The organism is Acinetobacter sp. RIT698, assembly GCF_009668065.1.
Lineage (GTDB): Bacteria > Pseudomonadota > Gammaproteobacteria > Pseudomonadales > Moraxellaceae > Acinetobacter > Acinetobacter guillouiae.
In genome coordinates this window covers 1-19,393 of the sequence record NZ_WJYH01000029.1, presented here as the reverse complement: position 1 = coordinate 19,393, position 19,393 = coordinate 1, and the positions used below count along the sequence as shown (strand labels likewise).

The window sequence follows — 19,393 nt, the reverse complement described above, 5'->3', positions numbered from 1 at the left end:
GAACTTTTATAAACAGTTGGTTATCAATTCATTTTTTGTACTTTTGAATCCTAGATGGTGATCATATCGTGGGGCATTGAAAACTTGATCTTCATACATCTATTTCTATGCGATGGTAAAAGTTTCATAGTTGATAAAGCTTAACTACATTTAGAAATCACTCCAAAGCTTCATTTGCAAAACTCTATTAAAAAACAATGATCTTGACGGAGTCTTGCTGAATTTTATTCAATTCCAGAATCAGCCTACCTCAGACAGTTGCAGATGACATTTCCGAATATCCTTTTTCATCAAGAATTTTTATCAAACTCAGCTTAGATCTACTCATTCAATGAGCATTTTTGATCAAAAACCCGTACTCACTTATATCAATAATAAGCAACAACACTGTACACAGCACAGCTAAAAACAAGCACCCAACTAATCACATTAATTCATATACTTTTCATAAAAAATGATAAGGGCGTCAAATACAAATTAATTATGCACAAAATACAAAGTTATCTATTGTGATGTACGTCACTATAACCCTGCATTTATTTAAGTACATTACTATTTTATTAAACAGTGCGACTAAGTGTAATTTATTGAAATCATAAAAAATGATTTTAAATAAATATTAAAAATCAACCTTCTAAAATGAATGGGTTTTACTATGAAATTAGCTCTATTAAGTACTGCAACATTATCTGCTTTAACGCTTTCTGTTTCAGCTTTCGCTGCTGATCCTGTAACTGTTAACGGTGGAACAGTACATTTTACTGGTGAAATCGTAAATGCAGCATGTGCTGTAAGTACAGAATCTTCAAATCAAACTGTTGATTTAGGTCAATACCGTACTGCACGTTTAGCTGTTGCTGGCGATAAAACAACTCCAGTACCGTTCCAAATCAAACTTGTTGACTGTGATCCAACAGTTCAAGCAACTGCTGCTGTTGCATTTTATGGCCAGTCTGTAACGTCTAATGCAAACTTACTTTCAGTTGCTGCTGGTGGTACAAACTCTACTGCTGCAACAAATGTAGGGATTGAGATTGCTGATGACACTTCAAAAATCTTAGGTGTTACTGGTGCTAGTTTCTCTACACCTAAAACATTGATCACTGGTGATAACACACTTCAATTCAGCGCTCGTTATGTAGCGACTGGTGCATCTACACCAGGTCAAGCAAATGCTGATGCAACTTTTGTAGTGAAATATGAATAATTTATCTACTTAAGATAATTATTAAATATTTGATTACATGAGCTTATTTACCATGAAAAAGTATATAACCCTGATTGTTGGAATATTAGTAAGTACTCATATTTACGCAGAAAGTTATGTATTTGGTGGAAGAGCTCATTTTCAGGGAGTTTTGATAAATCAAAGCTGCTCAATCTTGATTGAGAATAATGCTGCTGTATCTATTAAAACTCCCAATTCTCCAATTCAAATCAATTTTTCATTATGCCCTGTAAGCATCTACGACAATCTCGCCATTGGTCTATCTGAACAAAATAAGCCAACCCATGAGATGTTTTATACAGATCCAAAAGCAAGAAATGATTTTGATATTAATAAAGAATTAAACATTCAAGATTTTGAACAGACCCGTCTGGATCAGAAATTTATTCGACAAATTGATCGACCTGAACGTTATGACAGTTTCGCTAAAAATAGGATTGGTATTCTCCTCAACCAAACCTCAGAAAAGCCATCCGCTCAAGCATCGAATATTTTAATTTCTGTTTTTTATCCATAAATGAATTCTAAGGACTTATATGAAACTGAACTTATTTAAAAATGGTGTTCTTAGTATAACCTTAGCCTGCTTAGCATCCACCAGCTTAGCCAATAACAATATTATTGGGGGTATATCACTTGGGGCAACTCGTGTTATTTACCCAACCGATGCCAAGCAAGTTTCATTAGCGATTGTCAACAGCAACAATAAAGAACGCTTTTTAATTAACTCGTGGATTGAAAATAATCTAGATGAAAAATCAAAAGATTTTCTGATTACTCCTCCCTTATTTGTCGCAGAAGCAAATAGCGAAAATACATTAAGAATTGTCAATGTTGCCACCAACTTACCACAAGATAGAGAGTCGGTATTTTGGGTCAATGTCAAAGCAATTCCTTCGATTGATAAATCGACTTTGATTGACAAGAATATTTTACAACTTGCTGTTTTATCTCGAATCAAACTGTTTGTAAGACCGATAAATCTAAAAACTAAACCTGAAGCCGCATTAGAAACACTTAAGTTTTCAAAATCAGCAGAAGGAATCATGGTGAATAATCCATCTCCATATCATGTTTCTTTTGTGAACGTTTTTGTTGATAACCAAAAAGTGCCAAATGTGATGGCAAGTCCATTTGCCCAAACAAAAATTTCAGCAACTTCAGGCAATAAGCTGAGTTATCAAACGGTCAATGATTACGGTGGTTTAACGGCCAAAGTTGATTTAGAACTGAAGTAATAATTATGAATAGTCTATTTTCAATGCCATACAGTGTTGTATGCGTAAGGAGAAATATCAAGCGATATCCAGTGGGTATCGCAGTGACTATGCTGATTTCAATCGTAGTCCCAAGAACCAGTCATGCAGAACAGGTGTTTAACCCTGCATTTTTAACAGATAACTTATCCAATTCACAAATTTCTGATTTGAGCAGATTTGAGAAATCGACCCATCAATTGCCTGGTGTTTACCGGGTTGATGTGTATGTCAACGATCAATATGCGTTTACCCGCGACATCAATTTTATTGAAAAATCAGGCATTCAAGATACGACCGGTTTATTTCCGTGTTTAGACAGCAAAACATTGCAAGGATTTGGAGTCAATATTGCCCAATACGAGCAATTGTCTAGCTCAAACCCACAATGTGTGGATTTTATTTCAATTATTGAAGGTGCAAACAGCCACTTTCAATTTGATAAACAAAAATTATTGATCAGCTTGCCGCAAGCTTCTTTACGCAACCAAATTCGCGGCTATATTCCACCCGATCAATGGGATGAAGGGATCAACGGCTTTTATACCAACTATAATATTTCGGGTTATGACAACTCTAAAACAGATACCAACAGTTTATTTTTACGTCTGGATAATGGACTCAATATTGGCTCATGGCAGTTCCGACATTCAGGCAGTTTTAACGCCAATTCACACAACGGTAAAACCACAAATCAATGGAATAATTTAAATACCTATGTACAAAAAACCATTATTCCTTTAAAAAGCCAGCTGGTAATTGGTGACGGTTCAACAAGTAGCGAAATTTTTGACAGCTTTGGTTTCCGTGGCGCACATTTGTCGACTTCTGAGGCAATGTATCCTGACAGTCAGCAAGGCTATGCGCCTACCGTTCGTGGGGTTGCAAAAACCAATGCAAAAGTGGTGATTAAACAAAATGGTTTTGTGATCCATCAGGTAAATGTCGCACCCGGACCATTCCTTATCCAAGATTTAAATCCAACCTCAATCAGCGGTGACCTTTTGGTTACGATTGAAGAAAATGACGGTTCGATTCAAAGCTTTCAAGTTCCCTATTCAAGCCTTCCTGTTTTACAACGTGAAGGACGCACAAAATACAGTCTGGTGATTGGTGAGTACCGTAGTGGATTGGATTCTCAAGATAATCCGTCCTTGTTACAGGCAACTGCAATTCACGGTTTAAAAAATGGTATTTCCGTTTATGCTGGGACGCAATTGTCAGATAAATATAAGAGTGCATTGGTGGGTCTAGGCGCCAACCTAGGAGATTATGGGGCTTTGTCTTTTGACCTTACCCATGCGGACAGTGAGTTGGCAGATCAATCCTCGAGCAGTGGACAGTCTTTGCGCTTTTTATATTCAAAATCATTATTAAGCTCTGGAACAACTTTCCAGTTATTGGGCTATCGATATTCGACCAAAGGTTTCTATACCTTAAATGATGTTGCTTATAATCGTATGAGTGGTTATCACATTTCCGAAACTCAAGACGGAAATCAAGCCAATACACCAATCATTACGGATTACTACAACTTATATAATTCTAAAAAAGGTCGCTTTGAAGTCAATATCTCGCATTCACTTGGAAACTATGGTTCTTTATTTGTCTCAGGCAATCAGCAAACCTATTGGGATACCAACAAAAAAAATGAATGGGTTCAAGCGGGTTATGCAAACTCATGGAAAGCACTGAATTATTCATTCTCAGTCAGCCGTAACAAATATTCTGAGATTAATCAAAGTGACACCATGTATGCCATGAATCTGTCCTTCCCCTTGGATAAGTTATGGCCGAAAGCGAATTTCCGTAATCATCCAATCCAAAATGCATATAGCACTTTTTCGACCACACAAAATTCAAATGGTAATGAGTCCTATATGGCAGGTTTAAGTGGCACTTTACTGAAAGATCGTAATTTAAGTTATAGCATCAATCAGGGACAAGTCAGTAAGCAAGGTGATATTGGTTCAGTCAGCCTAAATTACAATGGTAGTTACGGTACGATAGGTGCAGGTTATAGCTACGAAAAGAACTCAAATCAATTTACCTATAACGCATCTGGCGGTATTTTAGCGCACCGTGATGGTATTACCTTTGGTCAGCCTTTAGGTAGCACCTCAATTTTGGTTAAAGCACCCGGCGCCAAAGGTGTAAATATCGAAAACTATACCGGCGTTAAAACCGATTGGCGTGGATATGCCATCGTTCCTTATGCCACTGAGTATCGTGCCAATCGTGTTGCACTCAATTCAAATACTTTCAGTAATAATCTCGAAATCAGCAATAACGTTGAAAATGTCGTCCCAATCAAAGGGGCAATTGCCAGAGCAACGTTTAACACCAGTTTAGGTGTACGAGCACTCATCACCTTATCCCATAACGGCAAGTTTATACCGTATGCAAGTAGTGTGATCGAAAAGGAAAGTTCAGCCACCAGCATCGTTGCAGACGATGGCCGGGTTTATTTAACTGGGCTTCCGCTCAAAGGTACTCTGGAAGTGAATTGGGGCGAATCTGCTGAAGGAAAATGTTTGGCAAACTACGATATTTCAGACATGGACCTCAGCAAACCCGTTATTCAATTTGATCTTGAATGTCAATAAGGAGAGATCATATGAAATTTAAGCTTTTAATTTCCAGTATGTTGCTGCTTGCTTCAGCCCAATCTTTTGCAGTTGTCTGTTGGAACAGTAAAGGGAATGGTGTGGTGGATGACGTTTTTTATGATCTATCCAATAGTTTCAGCAGCTCGAATAATGCTGTAGGTAAAATTGTAGAGCTTAAAAAGAATTTTTCTTCGCAAGTTTATGGAACTTGCCCGGCTCATAATTCCAATATTAGTCGAAATAGAACCATGCGTAGTTATGTTTCCGACCTCTCTGTGATAGAAACGATTGATCGATATAAATACTTACCGATCAACGACTATCTGGTCGGTGCCATGAAAATTACCGATAGCTTTGCGGGGGATTTTTATCCTCCTGCAAATTATGTACAGATGGGTACAGATCCCAATGTAAGTAAAGGCCAACCCTTTGGTATTTGGGATTCAAACTTTACCTTCCGCCTCAAGGTGATTAAACCCTTTATTGATTTTGTGCCTATCCCGAAAAAAACCATGTTTACCGTTTATGTGACAACGGGTTCAGCAGATCCATTAAGTATCCCTGTTTATAAGATCAGTTACAGCGGTTCTATTTCGGTTCCACAAAGCTGCAAAATTGGCACAGGTGACTTTTTAGAAATTAAGTTTGGGGAAATCCCAGCCTATGCCTTTAGTCAGGCGGGTCCTGGCAATAAACCCAACAATGTCAATAAACAGAGTCATACCTTAGCGATTCAATGTACCAATATTGATGCCCAAGCAATGCTGACACTTCGGCTTGAGGCTGAAAAAGCCACTGGAGATATGATGATCTCAGATAATCCAGATATTGGCTTTAAGATGTCAGATCAAAATGACAATGTGTTGTTGCCCAATAATATCAATAGTGTGATTCCATTTAATCTTAAACAACAGCCAGCAAATGTGACCATCAAAGCTTGGCCCGTCAGTATCACTGGAAATAAACCAGAAATTGGTCCGTTTAAGTCTAGAGGATATCTCAGAGTGGATTTTGATTAGGAGACAACAATGAAAAATAGAGCAAGATATATGGCTGCTGCCACAATAATATGTTGTTTAAATATTCATCAGCTCTCTCATGCTCAAAATACCAATGTAGAGCTAGGTCGGGTGAATATTGAGCTTTCAGGAATCGTGACGACAGCAACCTGTGGCGTATTAAGTTCTGAACAGGATAAATATATTCAGCTTGGAAGCGTTGCAAGCAAAGACTTACCTAATATCGGTAGTCAATCAAAACCAACCCCGATTCATTTTGAGATGAGTAACTGTCCCCCGAATGGATCTGTGACCATCACTTTTGAAGGGCCTCGAAATAACGAAAATGCTGAACTTTTAGCGCTCGATGCCTTAGCCAATAAAGCTGAAAATATTGCCATAGAAATCCGAGATCAAGATAAAAAAAGATTGCCTTTAGGCAAGAAAAGCGAAGCTTTTAGCACAGACATCAATGGCAATGTTTCGGCACTCTTTTATGCAAATTATATCGTGACCAAAGCACAAGCCCTCGCAGGGATTGCAAATGCAAATGCTCAGTTTTCTATTCAATATGATTGAGCATATATCACGATTTATTATTGACGGTTAATACGATTGAGTATTCAAACTTTTTAAAGCACAGGGTTAGGAACTCATCCTTTTCATTTGAATGGCATAAAAAATAGCGGAGGACTTTATCTATTTTCATCATTCAAATTTCCACATTGCTTTAAAGAAAAATGAAGACCTCACACATAACGACAAATCTTTGATTACTTTAAATAAAAAATAAATACACAGAAACATCGAATGAATATTGGGAGAATTCATGAAAACTTTTTTTAAAATAAAAAGTGTTAATAAAGGAATGGCACTTTTATTAGACGATTTCTGTAAAAAAAAAGGCTTAGATGTTTCAAGCGATGCTGAATATCCACTCAATGATCAGCTACCGTTTGGCGAATGGCTCAAAAGAATAAAACAAATCAACAAACAATATCCCAAAGTGGGTATTGGATTAGACATCGGTGCTTTGGTTCAGCCCAAACATATCGGCATCGTGGCTTATATGGCTCAGTCGAGTGATACATTATTTGATTATATTGAAATACTGTCTCAATACGAAAAGCTTTGGTTTAATTATATTCCCAAAAAAGTGCTTATTGAGGAAAACCACTTTTCAATCTCATGGGATAAACCTGCATATTTACAAGTGGGTTTATATCTAGAAGAAACCACCATCGTTGAAGAAATACAAGTGTCTAGCCTTTTTCACCACTTACAACAACTGACCGATTCAGATGCAAGTGTTTTTCATTGTCTAGAACTTGCCATACCCAAACCCAATGACACAAAAAAATACCAACAACTGTTCAATTGCCCGATTAAATTTAATACAAAGCAAACTCGGATTGTCATACCGAATTCTCTATTGGAAACCAAATTAAAATATTATGACCCTATTCTTTTAGAAATATTGTTGAATCATGCCAACATATTACTCAGTAAAATGCCTCAGGAGGATTCTTTCTTAGAATTGGTTAATCTGAGTATGCTACAAGCACTTGAAAATAATAATGTGCAAATTCACTCTATTGCCAAATCATTAAATATTTCTGCGAGAGCACTACAAAAATATTTAAAAAATAGAGACCTTTCATTTAAAGAAATCCTCAGTAATATTCGTCAAAATCTAGCCAAGAAATATCTCCAAAATCAAAACTTATCCATCACAAAAGTTGCCTTTTTACTTGCCTATAAGGACCAAACCTCATTTAATCGTGCTTTTAAAGCTTGGAACGGCGTTTCTCCTTCTACGTGGAGAAAGCAAAATATCAATAAAAAATTAGATGTAAATGAAAAGCATACTGTAAATGAAAGCTTTGAAACTGAGCTCAGTACACATGATGTTCAACTCAGCTAAAATAAGCCAAATCTCGCTCAAATAACCTAGAACATCCAACTTAAGTTATTGTTTTCTTTTTATAGACTGGCATGATGAAAGCAAAAGCCCAACATAAAAAACAAACTTTGTAGTGTTGGTTTTACCCTTAACCTACAAAGTTTGCTGCTTGTTCTGAGCTGTTCAATGATGATTTAATCCAAATGGACGGCCATACGCTTCGCGGTTTTATTCTTGCGTGTCACCATCAGACCACAAATCACCACAATGGAAGTTACCCCTAAGGACAAAGTCGTTTCATAACTATATTGAGGCGATAAAAACATATAGCCCAATACACTCATAATCACCACGATGACAAACCACGTCAGCCAAGGAAATAACCACATTTTAAAGGTCACTTGAGCGCCTATTCTTTCCAGTTTAGCTCTTGAGCGTAGTTGTGACACAGCAATGACTAAATAAACCACCAAGGCAATTGAACCCGTTGTTGAAAGTAAAAATCCAAAAACTTGCCCTGGGAACATATAATTCACGGCGCAACAAATCAGTCCAACAAAGGTTGAAGCAAACACTGCGATCGTTGGTACACCTGCATCATTAATTTTAGTCACAACTTTCGGCGCTTCTTGACGTGCACCCAATGCAAACAGCATCCGTGAAGAGGTATATACAGCCGCATTCATACAACTTGCCACCGCGATAAACACCACCATGTCCATAATCAATTTGGTTTGCGGCACATTGAGGCTGACCAAGACATACTGAAATGTCCCTAATTTTTGTAAATCAGGCGAACGCCAATCGACTAAAGCCACTGCTAGAAAAATCGAAACAACAAAGAATAAAATAATACGATACAGCACTAAATTGGTGGCACGTTTAATTTTCTCTTGTGGATTTTTAGACTCTGCCGCTGCAATCGACAGAATTTCAACACCAAAAAATGAAAACGCCGAAATTAAAATAGCCGAAAGAACGCCACCCATACCATGCGGCATAAAACCGCCATTTGAAAATAAATGCCCCACACCACTGACATCGCGCGCCAAAGGCCAAAGCCCAAATACAGCCGATGCACCAATCACAATAAACAGCAGTATCGCAACCACTTTAATTAAAGCAAACCAAAACTCAAACTCACCAAAACTTTTAGTACTAAAGAAATTGGCTAAACTGAGTAAAATAATAAAAGCAAAAGCATAAATAGCACTGGAAACTTGAGGAAACCACGCATGTAAAATTTCAGCACCAGCAATTGCTTCGATGGGAATCACTAAAACCCAAAACCACCAATACAACCAGCCCACAGTAAAGCCTGCCCAAGGCCCAATTGCTTTACGCGCATAGGTAGAAAATGAACCTGTATCTGGTTGTGCAACGGCCATTTCACCGAGCATACGCATCACCAGAAAAACGATAATACTGGTAATAATATAAGCCAGTACAGCCGCAGGACCTGCTTTGGCAATTGCAGCTGAAGAGCCGACAAATAAACCTGCACCAATAACGCCACCGATACTAATCATCGTGATATGTCGGTTGGAAAGTCCTTCACCTAATTTTGTTGTTTTAACACCATTCATATTTTATTCCTTAAAAATACTTTTAAAATCGTGATTTACATTATTAAATCCTTATTCAAAAGAGAGAAAATCGATGACCTTCCCTCTATACAGCAAAAATTAATCTAAAGTGGGCATTGAAAACTGCTTGGCTTCACGAACGTGTGTAGATGGCCAACGTTGGGTAATGGTTTTACGGCGCGTATAAAAACGTACTCCATCTGGCCCATAAGCATACAAGTCACCAAATAACGAACGCTTCCAGCCACCAAAACTATGATATGCAACAGGTACGGGCAATGGCACATTTACACCGACCATTCCCACTTGGATATGATGGGTAAAATAGCGTGCGGCTTCCCCATCACGGGTATAAATACAGGTACCATTTCCATACTCATGATCATTGATTAACTGCATCGCTTGTTGCATGGTTTCTACACGAATCACCTGTAAAACAGGACCAAAAATTTCTTGCTGATAACTGGTCATGTCTGATGAAACCTGATCAATTAGCGTCGGGCCAACAAAAAATCCAGTTTCATAGCCGATAGGTTTGGCATCACGACCATCGACAACGATTTTAGCACCTTGCTGTTCAGCACTTTGGATAAAAGCTTGAACTTTATCTTTATGTGCTTGAGAAATGAGCGGTCCAAAGTCATTTTGTTGATTTGCATAATGACCAAACTTGAGTTGTTGCATTTCTTGGCTAAGTTTTTCAATCACCAGATCAGCAATTTCATCGCCAATTGCCACTGCAACAGACAAAGCCATACAGCGTTCACCAGATGAGCCAAAAGCTGCACCTAATAATGAGTTCACCACATTATCGATATCTGCATCAGGCATGATAATGGCATGATTTTTTGCCCCACCTAAGGCCTGACAGCGTTTGCCTGCCGAGGTTGCTGTGCGATAAATATATTCAGCAATCGGGGTTGAACCAACAAAGCTGATCGCTTGAATGTTTGGATGATGTAATAAGGCATCCACTGCTTGTTTATCACCATTGATGACGTTAAACACACCATCGGGTAAACCAGCCTGTTTAAGTAATTCCGCCAAATATAATGCTGCTGATGGGGTTTTTTCAGAGGGTTTTAAAATAAAGCAGTTCCCACAAACAATCGCCATTGGAAACATCCACAATGGGACCATTGCTGGAAAATTAAATGGTGTAATCCCAGCAACCACGCCTAAAGGTTGAAATTCGCTCCATGAATCAATATCTGGGCCAACATTTTTTGAGTATTCACCTTTTAAAAACTCAGGTGCACCACATGCATACTCAACATTTTCAATTCCGCGTTGTAACTCGCCCTGTGCATCATGACAAATTTTTCCATGTTCTTGTCCAATCAACTCACAAAGTTTTTCAGCATTCTCTTCTAGCAGTTGTTTAAACTTAAACATCACTCGTGCACGTTTAATCACAGGGGTATCACGCCATGCTGGAAAAGCCTGTTGTGCAATTTGAACCACCTGATTGACCAATGCAGTATCGGCAAGCGCAACTTCTTTGCTGATCTTGCCTGTTGCTGGATGGTATACAGCTTGTGTTCTTGAGGTCTTGGTTACAAGTCCCCCTTGAATAAAATGCCCAACCAGCGTGATCGGTTGTACTGCTTCAGCTGTCTCAGTATTAGACAACTCGCCACCACTAAAATTTTCTAAATTGTTCATTACCTTTCCTTGTCTATTTGTTCCGTGTTTATTTGCTTAGGGACTCATCCTATTTATTTCACTTGATAAAGTGCCTCGCCTACAGCATTCATTAAACGGGTTAATTGTGCTTCTGTGGTGTTAAACATTGGGCCAAACTGAAGGGTATCGCCGCCAAAACGCACATAGAAACCTGCTTTCCACAGCTTCATTCCAATTTCAAAACCTCGAATCGTGGCATCACCATCACGCGGTGCCAATTGCAACGCACCAATCAATCCGCAGTTACGGATGTCGACAATATGGGGGGAACCTTTTAATTCATGGACAAGCTTTTCAAAACTTGGTGCTAAGTCAGCAGATTGAGAAATTAAATTTTCTTGTTCAAGTACATTCAGCGTTGCTAGAGCAGCGGCACAGGCAACAGGATGGGCCGAATAGGTATAGCCATGGGTGAATTCAATCGCATGTTCAGGTAGGTCTTGCTGCATAAATGCATTGTAAATTTCACGGCTTGCCACCACCCCACCTAACGGAATTGCGCCATTGGTAATCTGTTTAGCAAAGGTCAAAAGGTCTGGTGTAACCCCAAAATATTCTGCCGCAGTCCATTTACCGATACGCCCAAAGCCAGTAATCACCTCATCAAAAATCAGTAAAATATCGTGTTGGTCACAAATTTCTCTCAAGCGTTGTAAATAACCAACTGGTGGCACGATACAGCCTGCTGAACCTGAAATAGGCTCTACAATCACTGCTGCAATATTAGAAGCATCATGTAATTCAATCAGCTTGAGCATTTCATCTGCCAGCTCAACCCCACCCGTCTCAGCACAGCCTTTGCTAAAACTTAAATGCGCCTGTAAGGTATGAGGCAAATGATCCACATCCATCAATTGACCAAACATTTTACGATTTCCGCCAATACCGCCTAGACTGGTCCCCGCCACGTTTACACCGTGATAGCCACGCGCCCGCCCAATCAATTTGGTTTTGCTTGGTTTGCCTTGAATACGCCAATATGCACGAGCCATCTTGATCGCAGTATCCGCAGATTCTGAACCTGAGTCGGTAAAAAATACGTGTTGCAGTTTTTCAGGCATCAGCTGAACAATTTTTTCAGCCAATTGAAAAGATAAAGGATGTCCAAATTGGAATGCAGGTGAATAATCTAATTTTGCCAATTGCTTACTCACAGCCTGTTGGATTTCAGGCCGTGTATGCCCTGCACCACACGTCCATAGCCCTGACAATGAGTCATAAATCTCACGCCCAGTACTGTCAATTAAATACGATCCTTTAGCACCCACGATCATACGCGGATCTTTATGGAAATTACGATTTGCAGAAAATGGCATCCAATGGGCTTGATAATTTAAGTTCATCTGCACATTTGACTGACTGGCTTCCAATGCGTCATCGCGGTCATTTGATGTATCGATATCAAACATAAGCACTCTTCTTGTTTTGTGGTTATCTCTTGAGTGTACAAAGCGCGATAGTTTTGATAAATTCAAAATATCTTGAGTTTAGATATAAAAAAGCAAAACTAAATGAAACCTAAAAAATTAAACCAAGTCACTGATTTTGATATAAAGTTACTTAAAATATTTAAAACAGTCTGTGATTGTCACAGCTTCACTGCTGCCGAAAGTATCCTTGGGATTAGTCGTTCTGCGATTAGTTTACATATGAGTGATCTGGAAAATCGCTTAGGGATTCGCCTCTGTCAGCGCGGTCGAGCAGGCTTTTCCATCACCGATGAAGGTCGGGAAGTTTTAGAATATATTGAGGTACTGACCGCTTCGATAGAGGACTTTCGTGCCAAAATCAATCAAATGCATAATCAGCTCAAAGGTGAATTTAATATTGGGATTATTAATAACTTAGTCACGATGCCCAGTGCTTATATCACCAACACATTGGCACAGCTTGCGGAAGAAAATACTGAGGTGGTTATTAATATTAGTATGAGCACACTGTCAGATATTGAGTGTCGTGTTTTGGACAATCGCTTACACGCTGGGGCGATTCCTTTGGTAAGTCCATTGTCAGGTCTAGATTATTTTCATTTATATAACGAAGAGTCTTCACTCTATTGTGGACAAAACCACCCGCTCTTTCAGCATTTAGGTGAAATAAGTTTAGATGACTTAAAACGATGCAATACAGTTCTTCCGAATTATGCCATTACCCCTGATGCAATGAAGTTACATCAACTGTTAAACTGTTCAGCGACAGCGAGTGACCGAGAAGGTATCGCATTTCTGATTCTTTCAGGAAAATTTATGGGTTTTTTACCCGATCATTATGCGAAAAAATGGGTTCAAGATGGTTTGATGCAACCCATTTTACAAGAGATGATGCATTACAGTACGCCGATATGCCTGATTACACATAAAGGGAAAAATTACAATATTATCTTAAAAACCTTTATGGATATATTAAAGAAAACCGTTCAACCGATAAAATAATATACAACCATTTAAAACATTTTAAAATTTGGTTATTTTTAATACGAGTTAAGATATAATCCGACTAAAATAATCAGATTATATTTTAACTTACTACGCAGAATATTATTTAATTTATGCTATATCAACAATATATTGCATAGCTTAATTGATTTAATAATAATCTACCACCAATATTTTATGCTGATCACTTTCCAAATCTTGAATTTTTAAATGCGCCATACTATTGGCTTTTTTATCAACTAAGCTATTGAAATTAAAGCTATCTATTGTTGTGGTTTTTCTCAACACATCAATCGTATTATCAATCGCTTTGCAATTAGAATTATTAGAATCCTTTTCACATGTAAATTCTACAATCTGCCCTTGAAAATGAATCTCCTCTGCATAAGTAGCTAAACTTAAACTCGATATCGTTGTAAATGTTATTAATAAAAAGGATAGTTTTTTATTTAACTCCATCTCATTCCCCTCTAAAGAAATGGTGTAGTTAATTAATTACATAACCTTATTATTAATACAAGATTTTCCAAGCAATAAATAAAAAAATAATTTTAAAAAATATGATTTACGTCAATTAATCATATTCAATTGTGACGGTTGCCATAGCTCGGACTTTTCCGGGCATCACTTTGGTTGCAGTCTGATAGTAACGCGCAGTCATTGGCACATTGTATTGAATATTATCATTTGACTTTAACGTACCTAATTCCAGCTTGTCATTTTTAGCAATCACTTTATTAGAATTTTTATATTGTGAAAGCAATTGTACGCCAACACCTGATGCACTGCTTCCTGCGGTATTCGTATTTGCAAGTACATTTTGAGTACTACTACTCACAGCATCATAATCAAAGCTTAGGCTGATTTTATTACTTTCTTCATAACCGCTAGGGTTTTTACCGCCATTACACAAAATATTGAGATCAAAGGCTTGCTCACCTTGAGTTGAACCCACACCTTTAAAATCAACCTTATTTACAGTTGGCAACGTCACAGTTTTATTAATATTTCCCAATATTTCACATGAAGAAGACGCAATAGTAATTGCATTCCCATATACCGTACTGGTTAACCAAGGTGGGCTTTGACGTTCGCCGGAACGGTAACTACTATATGTGCCTGGAACTAGTGCACCAGATCCTGTTGATGTCGCCGTTTTAACAATTTCAACAATAAAAAAACCTTCTGCCAGAACACGTCTGCCACTCGCACTTCGTGTGTAAGGATAATAATCGGCAAAACCAGGAGCTGTTGGCGCTTCTCGGTATAAGCGAATACCAATTCCATCAATATTGGTGTTATAAACCGAATTACCGATAGGACTAAGTGAATAGTTTTGAGTTAAAACAGCGCCAAGTGTGCCATAACTACCACAACTATACGTCGAACCATTGGGTCTAATTGGAAAAGAGGCTTTGCGTAAAACCTTTCCGACAGGATCACTTGGTCTCACTACAACACGACCAACAGACATGCTCACATCAACAGTAGAAAAACCACGATCTGGTATACATGCAGCATATGTCCCTGAACTCACAGTCCCAGCAATGAGCAAGAGAATACGATTTAAAACTTTACCGTTCATTGACATACACCTTCCGCCATAATCATATTTTGCTTTTTGTCTGCTGCTTGCGCAGAAACATCATATTGAATGTGGCATTGCTCGTTAGCATTTTCGCCCCATTTCACTGTAACTGAGTCTGCTGTAGTATTGGTTCTTAAATAAACCATACTCCCTTGAGCAACCATTCCAATATTTTCACCTTTTGTATCAAATACTTCTGCCGCAAAAGGTAAAGTTTCACCATTTTGTTTTTTACTACGAATATAAATTGCTTTACCAATTTTCGTCGCAAAACTCACTTGTGAAATTGAACCTGCATAGGGTGCGATACGCTGACTTGTACCATCTAACTCTACATCTGTCGACATGCCTTGAGGGTCAAGGGTAATGTCATTTAAACGATATGGTGTTACATATGGAATCACCGCATAACCAGATTTATTAATACTTAAACCTGTCGCATTATTCACTTTAGCACCGGCAGCTTCAGGTGCATACACCAAGACCATGGTTTGCCCCTGATCTGGTCCAAACAAGACACCTTCAGGATGAGCAACAATATTACCACGTGCAGTTAACATTGCTTGTTGATAACCGTCAGCCGCACTGAATGATCCGCCAACAGTCGCGTAGTTGGTGCGATACTGAGCATTTAAATTGGCGCTTGGATTATCACCATAGCGTGTCGATACAGATGTACCATAGTTAAAACGATCGCCAACAACGCCGCTCACACCGACAGTCGCATTATCTTGTGTCATAATCGAGTTAAGGTTCGCTGAGCTTTTCTTAAATGAAAGTGGTAAGGACATGGTCAGCATATACTCAGTATCACTATTGCTGATACTTGTGGCATTGTTTTCAACAATACGTTTAATTGCCGACAAACCATAAGTCAAACCACGATAGCTGTTGCTATAACCGACTTGATATTGACGGGTTGTTTCCTGACGATTCCAGTAATCTACCCACGAACCTGTTGCATAAATGTTGCCAAAATCACGTGGTAAACCCTGATTCAGGGTGATCTGAAATTCACTGCGCTGTTTACCTACATGAGCTGAACTAATACCTTTATTGTCGAGGTCTTGTACCAATATCGCATCACGTAACTTGTAAAAGTTTTCTGTAGAATAGCGATATGCAGCCAAAGTCAAATTGGTATCTGTTGGGGTAATTAATTTACTATAGCTAATTCGGAAACTTTGCCCACTTTCACTTTTACGACGTTCAAAATCTGCTTGTGAATGCGTCACATCGAGAGCAATTGCACCAATCGGTGTTGCAAAAGCACTGCCCAATGTCACTGCTGAATAGTCTTCTGAGAACTGCACACCACCATAAGCCGTGATCGAGTTATTAATACCGCGTTGATACTTCCCTTGTACAATAAAAGGATCTAGATCTATATCTTTATCGCGGAATTGACCCATTGACACAGAATAACGGCTCATTCCTGGACGTAGCATTTGTACAACAGAGGCGTAAGGAATTGAATAGCGTTGAATCTCACCATTGGCTTCTAAAATAGAAACTTCGAGTTCACCACCAAACCCTGTCGGATAAAGGTCATTGATTTCAAAACTCCCCGGTGCAACGGTTGTTTGATAAATCAATTGACCTTGCTGACGTACTTCAACCTTAGCATTGGTTTTTGCATTTCCGCGAATACGGGGTGCATAACCAATCATACTGTTGGGTAACATGCGGTCATCACTAGAAAAATCGAAACCACGATAGCCAAATGAATCAAAGATTTCACCATCGGTAAAGCTTTCACCTAAAGTCAACACGCCACGGTATTGCGGGAAAGCGCGTTGTACATAGGTGCTAATCGCATCATAACTCGATTTAGATTGATTATCTGTAGTCGTGCGGTCTTGCCATTGCCATTGACCATTATGGCGCAATTGCCAACCTGCCAAATTTGCACCAGCGGTTACCGAAGTAAACGCATTTGTGGTTTCTTCCCCACCTTGGATTTTATTAAATGTTTTATATGCACTGGCATTATAAGAAAGAAATGCAGCATTGATCCCACGATCCCAAACACTTGGGTCGACATAGCCTTGCGCATTTTTTTGCATCGCAACTTGCGGAATCGAAATATCGACACGTAAGCGTGAAGTATCAAATTCATAAAAAGAATCTTCAACCCACTGTTCGATTTTCTGACAACCTGTCAAAGCAAAGCTTTCGCCTTTTTTTAACACCTCTGCTTTAACGCCATATTCTAATAATTGGTTTGAGCTAAAGCAGGTAAAAGCATTTTGATTATTTTCAGTTGCTTTAAACACCATACGGTGTTTACCAAACCAGTTACCATTGACATAAATATCCACATTATAGTCACCTGGTAACACAGGATTGCCATATTTAAAGCGATTTACATCTATCTTTTTGGCATCGCCAATTAAAAAAGCCGAATCAAATTCTGCTTCTGCAGCAGTCGGAGACTTTTCAGCCTCTTTTAAGTCAGTTTCAGATGCATTAACTAAAGCAGGAATGCTGAGCGTAATAACCCCACAAGCCACATAGTAACTGATATGTCGCTTGATCCACTTGTAGCTTTGTTCATTTTTTTGCATAAAGAAGTCTGCCTATCAACAAATGAATAGGTTTTTTTACTCGCTTACTCTCAGATAAATGAAATGATTAAATCATCATTACGAAGGTGCTTTAAATTTCTTGTATTGAAGAAATTTAAAGACTTGATCAATCTATTAAAATTTAATATTTCGCTCTACACGACCACCATAATCATTGATTGTGGTAAAGGTCATCTTAGCGACATTGGAATTTTTTAAACTCACCGTTCCATCAGAAAATGGTTTCAACATTAAACCTTGTGAAATCAAATCAACGCGTTTGCCTGATTGATCTTGCATAATAGAAGTCAAGGTAATATGAAATGGTGTTGGGTTTTTTACGGTTAACTGAGTACCGTTATTGCTCCACTGTAATTTTTCAGGTGCCAAAGCGACATCTTCTTTAAGTCCAGCTGGGCGATAAAAAAACTTTATACGCGATCGAATCGCAAGTTGTAAAAAGTTATCTGGTACAACATTCTGATCTTTCGCAGAAGGCTTTGGTGGGATATCGAGAATATTTAACCAAAATAGCGTTTCTTGAGTTTTACTTAACTCATTTGCATTCGGCAAACTGGTAATACGTAAAGACTGCCCTTTTTTTGCTTCCACACGCGATATAGGCGGTGTAATCATAAAAGGCGCTTTCGATTGATCTGGAGTAGATTTTGCATCTCCCTCATCAATCCATGCTTGAACCAATGCAGGATTATTTCCGTTATTACTTACCTGTAAAGTAATTTCACGTGCATCAGATGGATAGATAACACGAGTACCATGAATGATGATTTCAGCATTCGCTGCACCAAACGGAATTAAAAATGCGAGTAAACCTTTTTTAAGAAAGGAATGATTCAAGAACATAACGATTATCTCTATATCTAAAATAAAGTAAAAGAGCTAGGTTGCTAGACAACCTAGCTCCGTACCATTCAATAAAAAATTATTGATAGATAATAGTATATTGAACAGACGTTGTTACTTTACCAGCAGCAGATGCATCAGTTGCATAATATTCAGCATAGTAATTAAGATCAGCTGCACCTTTGTCTGCAACGTCTACCCATTGAGAGTTAGTTTGCGTGCCAGAAGCACCAGCAGCAAGTACAGGAATGAATTGGTTATTTGAACCTAACAATTGAACTTGAACGTTTTTCGCGCCAGTTGCATCTGTGTTGTTTAAACGACCAGTACCAAAATCAACTGTTGAACCTGGTTCAAAATAAGTTGCAACTTTGCCTTCAGAGCAGTTAGCCAAGTTGATTGTGAATGGCGTACGGCCCGCGATATCACCAGTTTTAGCAAGAGTTTGCTTAGAAACTGTTGGAAGCGTTACTGTGAAATCTTTACCTTGTGGAGTCACGATATCACAAGTTTTGTCAGTTACTAAACCGTTGATTGTGATTGTACCATCTGCTGCGAAAGCGCTAGACATTGCTAAAATTGAAACTGATGTTGCTAAAAAAATATTTTTCATACCAAGTATCCTATACAGACAAAAAAATGATTCGTTTTGGTCGATGGGTATTATGCACAC

Annotated in this window: 16 protein-coding genes; 8 read left to right on the top strand and 8 right to left on the bottom strand. The window is 38.5% G+C overall.

What is annotated here, in order from left to right; all coding sequences use genetic code 11:
• Positions 1 to 655: 655 nt before the first annotated feature.
• From fimA to GJV03_RS13430, 7 genes are all read left to right on the top strand, one after another.
• Positions 656 to 1,207 (top strand): type 1 fimbrial major subunit FimA, encoded by a 552-nt coding sequence (gene fimA, locus GJV03_RS13460; protein ID WP_016539504.1) that lies wholly within the window; start codon positions 656 to 658, stop codon positions 1,205 to 1,207.
• A 52-nt stretch (positions 1,208 to 1,259) separates the two neighbouring features.
• Positions 1,260 to 1,745, top strand: coding sequence for a hypothetical protein (locus GJV03_RS13455; protein WP_105713048.1), 486 nt, complete (start codon positions 1,260 to 1,262; stop codon positions 1,743 to 1,745).
• Positions 1,746 to 1,764: 19 nt separating this feature from the next.
• The gene (locus tag GJV03_RS13450) at positions 1,765 to 2,466 is read left to right on the top strand and encodes a fimbria/pilus periplasmic chaperone (protein ID WP_004722216.1); all 702 of its coding nucleotides are present in this window, start codon (positions 1,765 to 1,767) and stop codon (positions 2,464 to 2,466) included.
• A gap of 5 nt (positions 2,467 to 2,471) precedes the next feature.
• Positions 2,472 to 5,090 carry an outer membrane usher protein FimD gene (fimD, locus tag GJV03_RS13445; RefSeq protein ID WP_154130289.1) on the top strand — a complete coding sequence of 873 codons (2,619 nt, stop codon included), beginning with the start codon at positions 2,472 to 2,474 and terminating at the stop codon, positions 5,088 to 5,090.
• An 11-nt stretch (positions 5,091 to 5,101) separates the two neighbouring features.
• Positions 5,102 to 6,112, top strand: a complete 1,011-nt coding sequence (locus GJV03_RS13440; protein WP_004722221.1) for a fimbrial adhesin FimH — start codon at positions 5,102 to 5,104, stop codon at positions 6,110 to 6,112.
• 9 nt (positions 6,113 to 6,121) lie between these two features.
• On the top strand, positions 6,122 to 6,670 hold the full coding sequence (locus GJV03_RS13435; RefSeq protein WP_004722223.1) for a fimbrial protein: 549 nt from the start codon (positions 6,122 to 6,124) through the stop codon (positions 6,668 to 6,670).
• Positions 6,671 to 6,920: 250 nt separating this feature from the next.
• Positions 6,921 to 8,015 carry an AraC family transcriptional regulator gene (locus tag GJV03_RS13430; protein ID WP_154130288.1) on the top strand — a complete coding sequence of 365 codons (1,095 nt, stop codon included), beginning with the start codon at positions 6,921 to 6,923 and terminating at the stop codon, positions 8,013 to 8,015.
• A 173-nt stretch (positions 8,016 to 8,188) separates the two neighbouring features.
• Here GJV03_RS13430 and GJV03_RS13425 read toward each other — a convergent pair whose 3' ends face one another.
• The 3 genes from GJV03_RS13425 to GJV03_RS13415 form a co-directional block, all read right to left on the bottom strand.
• Positions 8,189 to 9,580: an amino acid permease gene (locus tag GJV03_RS13425; protein ID WP_105713052.1), complete on the bottom strand. Its 1,392-nt coding sequence runs from the start codon at positions 9,578 to 9,580 to the stop codon at positions 8,189 to 8,191.
• 99 nt (positions 9,581 to 9,679) lie between these two features.
• A complete protein-coding gene (locus GJV03_RS13420) occupies positions 9,680 to 11,245 on the bottom strand; it encodes a CoA-acylating methylmalonate-semialdehyde dehydrogenase (protein WP_154130287.1) in 1,566 nt (521 codons plus the stop codon).
• A 53-nt stretch (positions 11,246 to 11,298) separates the two neighbouring features.
• Positions 11,299 to 12,681 (bottom strand): aspartate aminotransferase family protein, encoded by a 1,383-nt coding sequence (locus GJV03_RS13415; protein ID WP_354666862.1) that lies wholly within the window; start codon positions 12,679 to 12,681, stop codon positions 11,299 to 11,301.
• Between the two features lie 96 nt (positions 12,682 to 12,777).
• Between GJV03_RS13415 and GJV03_RS13410 the strand changes: the two genes are divergently transcribed.
• A complete protein-coding gene (locus tag GJV03_RS13410) occupies positions 12,778 to 13,698 on the top strand; it encodes a LysR family transcriptional regulator (protein ID WP_154130285.1) in 921 nt (306 codons plus the stop codon).
• Positions 13,699 to 13,851: 153 nt separating this feature from the next.
• Here the strand turns inward: GJV03_RS13410 and GJV03_RS13405 are convergent, their stop codons facing one another.
• From GJV03_RS13405 to GJV03_RS13385, 5 genes are all read right to left on the bottom strand, one after another.
• Positions 13,852 to 14,160 carry a hypothetical protein gene (locus tag GJV03_RS13405; protein WP_154130284.1) on the bottom strand — a complete coding sequence of 103 codons (309 nt, stop codon included), beginning with the start codon at positions 14,158 to 14,160 and terminating at the stop codon, positions 13,852 to 13,854.
• 115 nt (positions 14,161 to 14,275) lie between these two features.
• Positions 14,276 to 15,286: a fimbrial protein gene (locus GJV03_RS13400; RefSeq protein WP_154130283.1), complete on the bottom strand. Its 1,011-nt coding sequence runs from the start codon at positions 15,284 to 15,286 to the stop codon at positions 14,276 to 14,278.
• Positions 15,283 to 17,856, bottom strand: a complete 2,574-nt coding sequence (locus GJV03_RS13395; RefSeq protein ID WP_154130282.1) for a fimbria/pilus outer membrane usher protein — start codon at positions 17,854 to 17,856, stop codon at positions 15,283 to 15,285. The genes GJV03_RS13400 and GJV03_RS13395 overlap by 4 nt, the downstream gene beginning before the upstream one ends.
• Before the next feature lie 135 nt (positions 17,857 to 17,991).
• Complete coding sequence (locus tag GJV03_RS13390; protein WP_004722241.1) at positions 17,992 to 18,720, bottom strand: fimbria/pilus periplasmic chaperone; 729 nt, start codon at positions 18,718 to 18,720, stop codon at positions 17,992 to 17,994.
• A 79-nt stretch (positions 18,721 to 18,799) separates the two neighbouring features.
• Positions 18,800 to 19,333, bottom strand: a complete 534-nt coding sequence (locus GJV03_RS13385) for a fimbrial protein (RefSeq protein ID WP_154130281.1) — start codon at positions 19,331 to 19,333, stop codon at positions 18,800 to 18,802.
• Positions 19,334 to 19,393: the final 60 nt, after the last annotated feature.